Origin of the sequence: Streptomyces sp. MNU76 (assembly GCF_020982545.1) — a bacterium.
Lineage (GTDB): Bacteria > Actinomycetota > Actinomycetes > Streptomycetales > Streptomycetaceae > Streptomyces.
Genome location: NZ_JAJKLK010000019.1, coordinates 628466 through 641025, shown reverse-complemented (window position 1 = coordinate 641025; position 12560 = coordinate 628466). Strand labels below are relative to the sequence as shown.

Below are 12560 nucleotides of genomic sequence, written 5' to 3'. Positions count from 1 at the left end.
TCCCCGTACTCCCCGCGCTTCCAGCGTAGTGCCGTACGCCCGAAAGGAAATGCGAGCGTCGGCGACGGATCCGCAACCGATCCCACAGAACAGCGAATGCGTCAACCGGAATTCCGGGACGTTCACCGGGACTTCGCCGGAATGGAGCTCAGGAAAGCAGGTCGACCTTCACGTCCGCCGGAAATCCGGTGGTGGGACCGACCCGCCGCGCGAACTCGGCGACCGCGGACAGCTGCGGACCGCCGAAGCGGAAGTCCAGGGTCGTGAAGTACCGCTCCAGGACCCGCTCGTCGAACGCCTCCCAGCGGGCCGCCTGTTCGGCGACCTTGGCCACCTCGGTCAGGGACAGGTCGCGGGAGGCGAGGAACGCCTCGTGCACCTTGCGGGTGACCTCGGGCTCCCGCTCCAGGTAGTCACGCCGCGCCGCCCACACCGCGAAGACGAACGGCAGCCCCGTCCACGCCTTCCACATGGCGCCCAGGTCGTGCACCTCCAGGCCGAAGCTCGGCCCGTCGAGCAGGTTCGCGCGCAGCGCCGCGTCCCCGATGAGCACGGCCGCCTCCGCCTCCTGCATCATCAGCGAGAGGTCGGGGGGGCAGGTGTAGTACGACGGTTGTACGCCGACGCTCTCGGCCAGCAGCAACTGCGCGAGGCGTACGGAGGTGCGCGAGGTCGAACCCAGGGCGACGCGTGCGCCGTCCAGGCGTTCGAGTGGCACCTGGGAGACGATCACACACGACATCACCGGGCCGTCGCAGCCGACGGCGATGTCGGGGAAGGCGACCAGGTCGTCCGCGTTGCGCAGGAACTCGACCAGGGTGATGGGCCCGATGTCGAGGTCCCCGCGCACCAGCTGCTCGCTGAGCTTCTCGGGGGTGTCCTTGGTGAGCTCGAAGTCGAGGAGCGTGCCCGTTCTCGCGAGCCCCCAGTAGAGGGGCAGGCAGTTCAGGAACTGGATGTGGCCGACGCGCGGCCGGTTGCGAGAATTGTCCACATCGCGAGGCTAGCCCTCATGGGGTACGGTGCGGGCTCCGGGGGCCGGGAGGTGCCCCCGAAACCGGACGAACACCCCGTGTCAACACTGTCGACGGCGAGTCGTCGGTGGGGCAGAAGAGAAAGTAGAGGCGGTCCGTCAAGCCGGAACCCGAGCGGTTCAAACATCCGGGTGACGTGATCTTGCCCTCTCTTGCATTCCCCTGCCCGCGTGCTAGGCTCGCCCGCAAGTTGCAGTTTGGTTTCCCTTGCAGTACAGAGCCTGCGGAGCATGTGACCGCGGGCTCTCGTCTTTTCAGACGTATGCAGTTGTGCGGCATCTTGTTTTCACACTTGCAGGGTTCTGGAGCAGGGCAACCCTTTGGGCCCAAGGAGGGCTTATGGCTACCGGAACCGTGAAGTGGTTCAACGCCGAAAAGGGCTTTGGCTTCATCGCCCAGGAGGGTGGCGGCCCGGACGTCTTCGTCCACTACTCCGCCATCAACGCGAGCGGTTTCCGTTCGCTGGAGGAGAACCAGCAGGTCTCCTTCGACGTGACGCAGGGCCCGAAGGGTCCGCAGGCGGAGAACGTCACCCCCGTCTGATCCGTTCGATCCGAGGGATGCCCCTCTGACGACGTCTGAGAGCACCACCCAAGGAGCCCCTCGCCTTTCGGCGCAGGGGCTCCTGCCTTTTCGCCGCCCTTTCCCCGCCGCTCTCCCCCGCCCGCTCCTACATGTGCTGCATCACCAGGACGAACGTCGTCCCCGGAGCCGGCGAGTGACCGGCAACGCTTTCGCCTTCCAGGGCGCCCCGACCACCCGGCCCTCAACCCTGCCGGCACCACAACCACGAACGGCTCCAGGTCGGCCTCACCACCGTCTCTTCCGGACGCCGAATCGCCCTGACGGCGATTCGGCTTCCCCTGCCCGGCAAGCAAGGTGGACAGTGGGCCACTCCCCGGCCTTCCCTCAGGCCTCCCGCGCGGCCAGCGACTCCATGACCCGCCGCAGTCGGACGCCCCGCCCCAGGTCCGGTTCGAGTCCCTTCCCCCTCAGCAGTGCGGTCAGGGACGCCTGGACGACCTCCGCGCCCTCGGGAGCGACCCGCTTGGAGACCTCCAGCCACTCCAGAGGCTGGTCCGCTCCCACCGTGCAGTGCTCCACGGTCACTTCATGGTGGTCCAGACGCACCCCGCGCCACCGGACCGTGTGGACGGGACCGAGGACGTCGAGCGAGCCGAGGCCGACGTCGATGTCGGCACAGTCGGCGAGGAAGGCACGCTGACGGTCGGAGAAGACGAGGTCCAGGGGCTTGGCGCCGAGCGCGGCGGCCTCCACGGCCGTACCTCCGCAGTCGGAGACGAGAGCGGCGGAAAGCACCCGGCGGTCGCCCGACCAGGCGGCCGCCAGGTGGAAGGAATCCGGTCCCTGCTCACGGAAGCGCAGCCAACGTTCCAAGAGCCGGGACCGGCGACAGGGCCGCAGTTCCGCGGTCGCGGCCCCGCCCCGCCCGCTCCCCGCCCGTAGGCGCAGGATCAGCCCCGCATCCAGAAGCGGCAGGTGACCTGGCGCCGTGGAGCGGGCGAGGGCCTCACAGAAGTAGACGCGGCGCCGGGCTCCCCCGGTGTCCGGCGCCAGCGCCCCAGTCGCGGCGGCCGCGCCCGCACCCGAGAACGTCACCTTGATCTCGACCGAGTCGAGCCGGTCGGATCCCGAGGTGAGATCCCCGCGTCCCACGGATGCCGGCATGGGCCGTCCCCCTAGTTCCGCGACCTGGTTCATTTCCCCTGTTTCCCTTGGTTCTTCTGTTTCTTGTGTTTCTTTGGTTCCTGCTGTTCCTGCTGTGCCTGCTGTTGCCTTCGGTTCCTGCTTTCCTACGTTCTCCATTGAAGGGCCGGGGCGACCCTCGTCGCTTCCGGGAAGTCCCTACACCTCCCCTGACAACTCCCCCTGGGGGATGATGGACGAGCGGGGCCGGGCACGGCGGGCACCAGGGGGTGGCGCATTGTTACGGGGACTCGTCGGTCGGGAGCGGGAACGCCGACTGATGGACGACCTGCTCGTGGCGGGCGGGGCGGGCGGGGCGGCACTGCTGTTGTGGGGCGAACCCGGTATCGGGAAGACCGCCCTGCTCGACTACGCGGCGGAGCGGGCGGCGGCCGGCGGCTCCGGCGCGGCCCCGGCCACGGTCCTGCGCGCCCGCGGCATCGAGACCGAGACCGTGCTCCCCTTCGCCACCCTCGGCGACCTACTGATGCCCCATTCATCCCTTTTCAGGGAACTCCCCGGCGCCCAGCGCTCCGCCCTGGAGTCCTGTCTCGCCCTGAGCGGCGACCCGGCGGACCCGCCGGGCAACCCCTACGCCGCCTGCATGGGCGCCCTCAACGTGCTCGCGGCCCTCGGCGACGAGCGCCCGGTCGTGGTCCTCGTCGACGACCTGCACTGGGTGGACCCCTCCTCCCAGCGCGTCCTGTTGTTCGTCGCCCGCCGCCTCTCCAGCGAACGTGTCGCCCTGGCTTTGGGCTCCCGCCAGGACCACGGCGAGTCGGGGCCGCGCCGCAGCATCCCCGCCGTGCAGGTGGGCGGGCTGGCCCCGGAGGAGTGCGCCGCCCTGCTGGAGGGCCGCGTGACCCCCAACGTGCTCGCCGACCTCGTACGCGTCAGCGGCGGCAATCCGCTCGCCCTGCGGGAGATCGCGGGCGCCCTGACGGACGAACAGGCGCGCGGGGAGCGGCCGTTGCTCGATCCGCCGTCCCTCGGCAGTCATCTGGAGCGTGCCTGGGCGGCCCGGATCGACGGGCTGCCGGACACCGCCCGCCGGGCCCTGGTCGTGCTGGCCGCCAGTCGCTCCACGGCGGCGGGTCCGTTGCGCAAGGCCCTGGAGGCGGCCGGGCTCTCCCTCGACGCGCTCTCCCCCGCCGAGGAGGACGGCCTGATCACGGCCACGGCGGACGGGCTGGACTTCCACCACCCGGTGCTGCGCGCGCTGGTGCTGGGCCGCGCCCCCCTCGCGCACCGGTACGCCGCGTTCCAGGCACTGGCCGAGGTGAGCACCGGCTCGCTGCACGCCTGGTACCGGGCGTCCGCGACCCCCGGTCCCGACGAGGAGGCCGCGGCGGCTCTCGCCGACGCCGCGCGGGAGGCCCGTCGGCGCAGCGCCTTCGGCGAGTCGGCGCTGGCCTGGCGGCGCGCCGCCGAGCTCACCCCGGACCCCGCGCCGCGCGCGGACCGCCTCCACCACGCCGCCTCCGACGCCCTGCTCAGCGGTTCCCCGGCGGGCCCGCAGTGGTGCGAGGAGGCCCTGCGCATCACCCCCGACCCGGCCGTACGCGCCGCCATCCAGGGCCTGTTGGGCCGTATGTACACCTGGAAGGGCGAGACGGCACAGGCGTACGCCCTGCTCATGAACGCCGCCGACGCCGTGCGCGGCTCGGACCGCACCCGGGCCTGTCTGCTGCTGGCGGAGGCGACGGCCGCCGCGCGCCTGGACGGGCACGTTCCGGCGGCGGTCCGTGTCGCGGAGGAGTCCCTCGCCCTCGCCTCCGAGGCCGGGCCCGAACGCTGGTACAGCCTGTCGATGCTGGGCGGGGCCCTGATCATGTCCGGCCGTACGGCGCGGGGGCGCGAGATGCTGGAGGCCGCCGACCGGCACGGCGGCGGTGACCCCGTCCGCGACCAGCAGGTGTACGCGATCGCCGGGCAGGCCTGGAGCCGGGCGGAGGAGTTCGTCCGGGGGCGCCGGCTGCTCAACACGGCCGTGGAGTCCGCCAGGCGGCACAGCGCGGTGGGCGTGCTGGGCTTCACCCTCGCCGTACGCGGGGAGCTGGAGACCCGGATCGGCCAATGGGCGTCCGCGCGGGGCGACTTGACGGAGTCCCTGCGCTGGGCGGAGGAACTGGGCCAGCTGACGTGCGTGAGCTACACGCTGTACTGCCTCGCCCGGCTCGAAGCCCTGCGCGGTGAGCGGGTCGAGTGCGAGGAGCATGTGGCGCGGGCCCGGCGGGAGTGCGGGACGTACGGCATCGGCTGCCAGGAGTTCCACATGACGGCGGTGCTCGGGCTGTCGGCCCTGGCCCACGGCGACCACGACGCGGCCGTCGACCAGCTGGAGCAAACGTTGTCACTGGCGGTCGAGCAGGGCATCGGGAACCCCGAGGTGGTGCCCTTCGCGGCGGACCTGGCCGAGGCGCACGTACGGGCGGGGAACGCGACGCGTGCCGCCGAGGTCGTGTCCTGGCTGGAGGAGCGGGCCCGGGAGACGGGCCTGGCGTCGGCGGAGGCGGCGGCCGCCCGGGTCCGGGGGCTGCTCGCGGGGACGCCGGAGGAGGCGGAGGCGTTCTTCGGGGTCGCGTTGAAGGCCCACCAGCGGACGACGGGGCCGTTCGACTGGGCGCGGACCCTGTTGTGCGAGGCGGAGGTCCTGCGGCGCTACCGCCGCCCGGGGGCCGCGCGCGCCCCGCTGGCCTCCGCCCTGGCCTGCTTCGAACGGCTGGGCGCGGTGCCGTGGGCCCGGCGGGCCGCCGGTGAACTCGCGGCGGCGGGCGGCGTCCTCGGCGCCGCCCGGTCCGCCGACAGCGGCACCGGCGGTATGGGCGGCGCCCTGAACCAGCTGACCCCGCAGGAGTTCCAGGTGTCGCGGGCGATCGCCCGTGGCCTCAACAACACGGAGGCGGCGGCCTCGTTGTTCGTCTCCCGGAAGACGGTGGAGGCCCATCTCACCCGGATCTACCGCAAGTTGCACGTCCGCTCCCGGACAGACCTGACGCGCTTGCTGACGGCGGCGGACCTGGTGGATTGACGCAGGCGGCGCCGCCCCCGGTGGGCGACGGCGCCGCGCAGGCGCGGTTCCCCGACGGCGGGGCCTACGTCACGGGTTCTCGATCGTGGACGGAATGTGGCCGTCCTGAGCACGAGACGACGAAGGCTCCGCCCCCGCTTTTCCGGCGCCGCCCTTCGATGGCCTTTTCGACACGGATCACCCCGACGGCGTCGCGCCAAAACCCCGAAGTTCCGCCAAAGACGCAGAAAGGAGCCGCCGGGGGCGACTGCGGATTCAGCGGCGTTCCTTGAAACGCACACCGACGAAGAGGGCCCCGATCACGCAGCTGAGCGTTCCGGCCCGGACGAAGAGTTCTCCGCCGTCGGCGTCCGGCACCCCCGGCAGGTCCCAGCCCAGCCACCGCACGCACACCCATGCGTACGCCCACCCGGCCACCCCGAGGGCGGCGAAGGCCAGGGCGACCTTCCCGTTGGCCGAGGCGGGAAGGGAACGGAGGTCGGCCGCCACCCGTCGTACATCAAGGGGTTCCGCCTCACCTCGGCGCGCCCTCAGATGCCGCTCGTGGAGGCCGAGGAACAGGAAGCCGATGAGGCACATGGTCACCGAGGCGGTGAAGAGGGGACCGGTGAGGTCGTCGTCCCGACCCGAGGAGGTGAAGGTCCGCACCATGGACCAGCCCCCCACGACGACGGTCACGAGGGTGCAGGCGGTGTAGAGCCTGCCCCAGGGCGAGGAGTGCAGGTGCGCGACGCGTCTTCGGATCATGCGGTCGTACAGTAACGGCCTCGGTTGTGCGGGAAAGGCGGGGACGATGACGAAGCGGGGCGTTCTGCTGGGCTGGGGTGGGCTGGTGGTCCTGCTCGGGGTGGGGGTGGGCGTGTGGTGGGGCTGGTTCCGGGCGCCGTACGCGCTCGCCGACTCGCCCCGGGTCGACGTGACCGTGCGGGCCGCGAAGTCCGAGTATCCCTATACGCGGGAAACCGCCGAGGACGTCGACACCCTGGTGCGGGTCTATGTCCAGCGGCTCAAGGCCGGTGACGTGGAAGGGCTGATGGAGCTGGCCGGGCCCGCGTACGACGGCACCCGGGGTGCCGCCTACGAGCAGGTGCGGGAGTTCGGCGAGGGCGCGCGCGGGCCTGTCGAGGTCACCGTGCTGGAGGGAGACGTCGACTACTTCAACCCCGTCCGGCTGACGTACGACCGGACCGGCCAGGAGCAGGAGTTGCTGCTGGTCAAGGACGACGGGTACTGGTGGGTCGGACTGGGAGAGGGCGACCCGGCCGCGGGGATGTAGGGGGCTACTTCTCGTACAGCCCCTCGATCTCCGTCGCGAAGGCCTTCTCCACGACCTCCCGCCGTAGCTTCATCGACGGCGTGAGGTGGCCCGCCTCCTCGCTGAAACCGTCGGGGACGATTCTGAACCGGCGGATGGACTCGGGGCGCGAGACCAGGCGGTTGGCCTCGTCCACCGCACGTTGCAGGACGGCCCGCAGATCCGGGTCCTCGGCCAGGCGGTCGACGGGGGTGTCCTGCTTGGCGTTCATCTGGGACCAGTGGCTGATGCCCTCGGGGTCCAGGGTCAGCAGCGCGGTGACGTACGGGCGGCGGTCGCCGATCACCATGGCGTGGGCGATGAGGGGGTGGGAGCGCAGCCAGTTCTCCAGCGGCGCCGGGGCCACGTTCTTGCCGCTGTCGGTGACCAGGATCTCCTTCTTGCGGCCGGTGATCGTGAGGTATCCCCCGTCGTCCAGGTGACCGATGTCGCCGGTGGCGAACCAGCCGTCGGGCCCCGCGGGGACTACACCGCCGGCCTGCGGATCCCAGTAGCCGCGGAAGATCTGACCGCCGTGCAGCAGGATCTCGCCGTCGGCGGCTATCCGGACCCGGGTGCCGGGGAGGGGACGGCCGACCGTGCCCAGACGGGGCCGGTCCGGCGGGGTCACGGTGACGGCGGCGGTCGTCTCCGTCATGCCGTAGCCCTCGAAGACGTCGATGCCCGCGCCCGCGTAGAAGGCGGCCAGCCGGCGGCCGAGCGGGCTGCCGCCGGAGATGACGTAACGGACCCGGCCGCCCAGCGCCTTGCGGATGCGCCTGTAGACCAGCGGGTCGTAGAAGGTGCGGGCCGCCTTCAGGAAAGCGGACGGGCCGGGCCCGGTGCCGTGCTGCTCGGCTTCCAGTGCCTCGCCGTAGCGGCGGGCCACGGCGGAGGCACGGTCGTACGAGGAGGCGCGGCCCATGCGTTCGGCGGAGGCGCGGGCCGTGTTGAAGACCTTCTCCAGCACGTACGGGATGACCAGCAGGAACGTCGGGCGGAAGGACTTGAGGTCGGCGAGGAGGTCCTCCGTGCGGAAGCTCGGCGAATGGCCGAGGCGCACCCTCGCCCGCATACAGCCGATCGCGACCATGCGGCCGAACACATGGGCGAGCGGGAGGAAGAGGAGGGTGGAGGCCTCCTCGTCCGTCCTCGCGCGGAAGATGGGGTAGAGCAGGTCGATCGCGTTGTCGACCTCGGCGCAGAAGTTGCCGTGGGTGAGCGCGCAGCCTTTGGGGCGGCCGGTCGTGCCCGAGGTGTAGATCAGGGTCGCGAGGGTGTCGGGGCCCAACACCCCACGTCGTACGGCCACTTCCTGGTCCGACACATCACGGCCCAGCTCGGCGAGCCGGTCCAGGTGCTTCTTCTCGAAGACCCACATGTGGCGCAGGTCGGGGATGCGGTCGAGTTCGGGGCCGAGGGCGGCGGCCTGGGCGGCGGTCTCGACGGCGAGGGCCACCGCGCCCGAGTCCTGGAGGATCCAGCGTGTCTGGAAGACGGAGGAGGTGGGGTAGACGGGGACCGTGACCAGGCCCGCCGCCCAGGCCGCGAAGTCCAGGAGGGTCCACTCGTACGTCGTCCGCGCCATGATCGCGATCCGGTCGCCCGGCATGAGGCCCTCGGCGATCAGGCCCTTCGCCAGCGCGAGCACCTCGGCCGCGAAGGCGGCGGCCGTGACGTCCCGCCACCGGCCGTCGCCCTCTCCGTCCGTCCCGCCGTGCTTCCGGCTGAGGACGACCGAGTCGGGGGCGTGGGTCGCGTTGTCGAACGGGATGTCCGCGAGCGAGCCGTAGGTCACGGGCTCGGCGAGCGCGGGGACGTACGCCTCCCGCACGATGCCGTCCAGCCGCTTCAACTCGGGTTCCACCAGGGCGGGTTCGGTGCTTTCGAGGTTGGACACGGGCGGCTCCTGCGCGTTCGGTGTGTCCGGATCGTACGGGGTTGGTGTGTGAGGTTCGTGTGAGTGTGGCGATGGTCCGGAGATGGAACGGGGCCGGGGATGTGCAGTGTCGCAGACCGCGCGGTCGCGACTCCGCCGCAGGTCAAGGGCGCGTCAAGTTACCTGAGGGTCGTTCAGCTCCCGGGGCGCACGGGAGGCTCGACCGGCTCTTACCTCGGGTAACCTGACTGCGGAGTAAGGATGTGGAGCAAGGAAGCGGAATCCGGCGCGGGAGCAGAGCCCGGCGCGGGGAAGGGGAGACCGTCCGATGCACACCGTCACCCTCACACGACCGCCCTCCCTCGGCCCGCTGCTCGCCAGGGGCGCGCTCCTCTCACCGGGCAGGAGCCGCAGGCTCCCGCGCGCGTCGGCCTCCGGGTTCGTCTCCCCCTCCCGGCTCCCCCGACTGGTCCTCCCCGGCGTCCGGATCGACCTCGCGCGGCTCGCCGCGTACGAGCGGGTCTGCGGGTTCCCGACCGGGGAGGACGCCGTTCCGCTGACGTATCCGCATGTCCTCGGGTTTCCGGCGGCCATGCGGATCATGGCCGGGCGGGGCTTCCCATTGCCCCTGCTCGGGCTCGTGCACACGTCGATCGAGATCACCCGACGCCGACGGCTGCCCGCCACCGGGGTGTACGAGATCACCGTGTACGTCGCCGAGTTGACGCCCCACCGACGCGGCACCGAGGCGACGGTCGTCACGGAGCTGCGGGACGGGGCGGAGACGGAAGGCGGGACCGGGATCGCGTGGGAGTCCCGCAGCACGTACCTCGCCAGGCACCGGCGTGGGCGGGGAGCCGGGTGAGCAGGGGGCCGGGGTGCGGTGGCGGGCGAGGGAGCGCGGGCCGACGGGGGTGGGAGCCAGCGGGACGGGGGCGGCGGGAGCCGTGGCGTACAGGACGGTGAGGGCGGCGGGAGTGGGTCGGCGGGGAGTGGGCGGCAGGAGGTGCCTGCTGTCGTCGAGTGGCGGTTGGGTGGGGATGTGGGGCGGCGGTACGGGGCGGTGTCCGGTGACCGGAACCCGATCCATCTGCATCCGCTCGGCGCCCGGCTGTTCGGCTTCCCCGGGCCATCGCGCACGGCATGTGGACCGTGGCCCGCTGCCTCGCCGAGCACGGTGCGCCTCCGGCGGCCTTGTCCGCGCGGAGTTCCGGGCGCCGGTGCCGTTGCCGGGCACGGTGACGTACACGGCGGACGGGCAGGCGTGGGGTGGGTTCGAGCTGCGCGGGGGCGGTGCCCCTGGGTCGGCCGAGACCCCGGATCAGGTGGGTCGGGGGCACGGGTGGAGGGCGGGTTCACGTGAGGGGGCAGGTGTATCCGCTGGTGGGCTGAGCGGGTGGGTGGGCGTGGGGGTAGGCGTGGGGGCGGGCGAGGGGCGGGCGAGGGGCGTGGCCGGGTGCGGGTCCGGTGGGGCTTCTCGCGCAGTTCCCCGCGCCCCTAAATGCCCAGGCCCTGCGGGCCTGGGACCGCCACCGGGGTCGGGAGAACGAGGGTGCCGCTGGAGTGAAAGCATGGGGCGCAGCCCTGCTTTTCAGGGGCGCGAGGAACTGCGCGAGAAGCCCCACCGGGCCGCACCCGAAACGCGCCCCGCCTCCCCTCTCACACCACAGCCGGCGGTGTCCACGGACGCCCCTCCATCAGGTCTCCCAGGCCCGCCCACGCGAAGTTCATCAGCGTCGTGGCGGCCTGGCGTGCGGTGATGCCGGGCGTGGCGTTGGCCCAGGCGGCGAGGGCCTCGGCAGCGCCGACGAGGCCCTCGGCGAGACCGGCGACCTCCCGCTCCGGCAGGGACGGGTCCCGACGCGCCTCCCGCGCAGCGACCAGGATCAGCCCGGTCACGAACGCGACCATCTCCTCCCGCATCGCCGCCACTTCGGCGGCGAACGGCTCCCCGTGCGTACGGGCCTGGAGGTGCAGCACGGCCCAGGCGTCGGGGTTGCGCGCGGTGTGCGTGAAGAATGCGCCCAGCCCGTCCCAGAGTTGGCGGTCGGCGGGCAGTTCGGGGTCCACACCCGCCCGTACGGCCGTGGTGAGCGCCTTGGCCTCGCGGCGGATGCAGGCCGTGAAGAGGTCTTCCTTGGAGTTCAGGTACAGGTACACCAACGGCTTGGACACGCCCGCCAGTTCGGCGATCTCGTCCATCGAGGCCGCCCGGTACCCCCGCTGCCCGAACGTCCGCACCGCCGCGTCCAGCATTTGCTGTTCCCGCACCGCACGAGGCATCCGTTTGCTCTTCACCGCACCCATGCGGGCAAGCGTACGGTTCCGACGCCGGGGAGGGACCTGGGCGTCGGGCGGTTGATCCCTTTTCGCGGACCGGCGGACGCTCCCGCCGGACGGTCCGCGTACGGCCTGCGTAGCCTCTACGAAGCCGCTACGAGGCCTTGCCGGAGCCCGACTGGACGGCGGCGGCCGTGTCATCGGCCTCGCGGGCCTCGTCGGCCCCGGCAGCCGTGTCGGCCTCGGCCGTGGTCTCGGCGGAGGCCTCCGCGCTCGGGGTCCGGGCCGCGTCGTCGGCCTCGTCCTCCTGGCTGCGGTTGGCCGCGAGGTTGGACTTGACGCGGCCGATGGAGCGGTCGAGGCGGGGGGCGATCTGCTCGGAGGCGCGGTCGCGCTCCTTGCGGAGGGCGACGAAGCTGATCGGCGCGGAGACCAGGAGCGCGAGGACGACCATCCACATGCCGTTGGACGCGCCGAGGCCGCGCGGGGCGACGCCGGAGTAGACGAGGGCCCAGACGACCACGAAGCAGCCCACGAAGATACCGAGGCGCATCAGTGTGTAGCGGAGCATCTCAATCCACTCTTCCGTTTCCGTTCCGGACGTTTTCGAAGACCGTCGTCCAGTGAAGCACGATCGGGGGGCGATCTTGCACGGGGGTGTTGGCCCGGCTCACGTCAGGGGCAGCAGCATCGTGATGTCGTCGCGGTGGTCGTCGGGGGCGACCCGTATGGCGCCGGGGACCCGGCCGACCTCTTTGTAGCCGCAGGAGGCGTAGAAGTGCTCCAGGCCGAGGCCGCCTCGGCAGGTGAGGCGGATGGCGTCTATGCCGTCGAAGTCGCGGGCCGCGGTCTCGGCCGCCCTCATGAGGTCGCGGCCGTAGCCCTTGCCCTGGTGGGAGGGGTGGACCATCACCGTGTAGAGCCAGACCCAGTGGGTCATCAGGCGGTGGGTGTTGAAGCTGAAGAAGGCGGTGGCCGCGGGGATGCCGGTGTCGTCGAGGCCGAGGAGGAGGCGGTGTCTGCCCTCCGCCATGGCGGTGAGGTGTTTGCGGAGTTCCGGGCGGATCGCTTCGCGGGTGGTCGGGGGGACGAAGCCGACGGCTCCGCCGGTGTTGGTGACGGCTGTCCAGAGGGTGAGGATACCGTCGTGGAGGGTGGGGGTGAGGGGTGGGTCCAGGTGGAACGTAAGGGCATGGGGTGACCGTAGTCATTACGTGAGGCTCGCCTCAAGAGGGTTCTCGCCCTCGCCGCCCCTACCCGTCCCATCCTTCAGGGGCTGCGCCCCTTCGACCCCAGGCGTCCGTCCGGTGGGAACTGCGCGAGAAGCCCCACCCA

General features: G+C 71.8%; 9 protein-coding genes and 2 pseudogenes. 4 read left to right on the top strand and 7 right to left on the bottom strand.

The features are described from left to right. Window positions 1-148: 148 nt before the first annotated feature. Entirely contained in the window at window positions 149-994 is an 846-nt protein-coding gene (locus E4N62_RS29365) for a menaquinone biosynthetic enzyme MqnA/MqnD family protein (protein ID WP_184904828.1), read from the bottom strand. Between the two features lie 379 nt (window positions 995-1373). Here E4N62_RS29365 and E4N62_RS29360 point away from each other — a divergent pair, with 379 nt between their 5' ends. Continuing rightward, a complete protein-coding gene (locus E4N62_RS29360) occupies window positions 1374-1577 on the top strand; it encodes a cold-shock protein (RefSeq protein ID WP_003992177.1) in 204 nt (67 codons plus the stop codon). 366 nt (window positions 1578-1943) lie between these two features. Here the strand turns inward: E4N62_RS29360 and E4N62_RS29355 are convergent, their stop codons facing one another. Beyond that, window positions 1944-2723, bottom strand: coding sequence for a hypothetical protein (locus E4N62_RS29355; protein ID WP_230219459.1), 780 nt, complete (start codon window positions 2721-2723; stop codon window positions 1944-1946). Between the two features lie 208 nt (window positions 2724-2931). Here E4N62_RS29355 and E4N62_RS29350 point away from each other — a divergent pair, with 208 nt between their 5' ends. Then, window positions 2932-5772 carry a LuxR family transcriptional regulator gene (locus E4N62_RS29350; protein WP_268269904.1) on the top strand — a complete coding sequence of 947 codons (2841 nt, stop codon included), beginning with the start codon at window positions 2932-2934 and terminating at the stop codon, window positions 5770-5772. 255 nt (window positions 5773-6027) lie between these two features. Here E4N62_RS29350 and E4N62_RS29345 read toward each other — a convergent pair whose 3' ends face one another. Beyond that, window positions 6028-6519: a hypothetical protein gene (locus E4N62_RS29345; RefSeq protein WP_230219457.1), complete on the bottom strand. Its 492-nt coding sequence runs from the start codon at window positions 6517-6519 to the stop codon at window positions 6028-6030. A gap of 46 nt (window positions 6520-6565) precedes the next feature. On the opposite strand from E4N62_RS29345, the gene E4N62_RS29340 reads away from it, so the two are divergent. Then, complete coding sequence (locus tag E4N62_RS29340) at window positions 6566-7048, top strand: hypothetical protein (protein WP_230219456.1); 483 nt, start codon at window positions 6566-6568, stop codon at window positions 7046-7048. Between the two features lie 4 nt (window positions 7049-7052). On the opposite strand, the gene E4N62_RS29335 is transcribed toward E4N62_RS29340, so the two are convergent. Then, on the bottom strand, window positions 7053-8966 hold the full coding sequence (locus E4N62_RS29335) for a long-chain fatty acid--CoA ligase (protein ID WP_230219455.1): 1914 nt from the start codon (window positions 8964-8966) through the stop codon (window positions 7053-7055). Window positions 8967-9273: 307 nt separating this feature from the next. On the opposite strand from E4N62_RS29335, the pseudogene E4N62_RS29330 reads away from it, so the two are divergent. Next, a pseudogene (locus E4N62_RS29330) lies at window positions 9274-10237 on the top strand (MaoC family dehydratase); the annotation flags it as partial. A 367-nt stretch (window positions 10238-10604) separates the two neighbouring features. Here the strand turns inward: E4N62_RS29330 and E4N62_RS29325 are convergent. From E4N62_RS29325 to E4N62_RS29315, 3 genes and pseudogenes are all read right to left on the bottom strand, one after another. Then, window positions 10605-11252 (bottom strand): TetR/AcrR family transcriptional regulator, encoded by a 648-nt coding sequence (locus E4N62_RS29325; RefSeq protein ID WP_184904846.1) that lies wholly within the window; start codon window positions 11250-11252, stop codon window positions 10605-10607. Between the two features lie 253 nt (window positions 11253-11505). Further along, a pseudogene (locus tag E4N62_RS29320) lies at window positions 11506-11796 on the bottom strand (DUF4229 domain-containing protein); the annotation flags it as partial. Window positions 11797-11895: 99 nt separating this feature from the next. After that, window positions 11896-12402 (bottom strand): GNAT family N-acetyltransferase, encoded by a 507-nt coding sequence (locus E4N62_RS29315; RefSeq protein WP_230220248.1) that lies wholly within the window; start codon window positions 12400-12402, stop codon window positions 11896-11898. Between the last annotated feature and the right edge of the window lie 158 nt (window positions 12403-12560).

What these genes read in the sequence shown, in the direction of transcription:
- E4N62_RS29360 (WP_003992177.1), top strand. Translation starts at nt 1,374, where the DNA reads ATGGCTACCGGAACCGTGAAGTGGTTCAACGCCGAAAAGGGCTTTGGC.
- E4N62_RS29355 (WP_230219459.1), bottom strand. Translation starts at nt 2,723, where the DNA reads ATGCCGGCATCCGTGGGACGCGGGGATCTCACCTCGGGATCCGACCGG.
- E4N62_RS29350 (WP_268269904.1), top strand. Translation starts at nt 2,932, where the DNA reads ATGATGGACGAGCGGGGCCGGGCACGGCGGGCACCAGGGGGTGGCGCA.
- E4N62_RS29345 (WP_230219457.1), bottom strand. Translation starts at nt 6,519, where the DNA reads ATGATCCGAAGACGCGTCGCGCACCTGCACTCCTCGCCCTGGGGCAGG.
- E4N62_RS29340 (WP_230219456.1), top strand. Translation starts at nt 6,566, where the DNA reads ATGACGAAGCGGGGCGTTCTGCTGGGCTGGGGTGGGCTGGTGGTCCTG.
- E4N62_RS29325 (WP_184904846.1), bottom strand. Translation starts at nt 11,252, where the DNA reads ATGGGTGCGGTGAAGAGCAAACGGATGCCTCGTGCGGTGCGGGAACAG.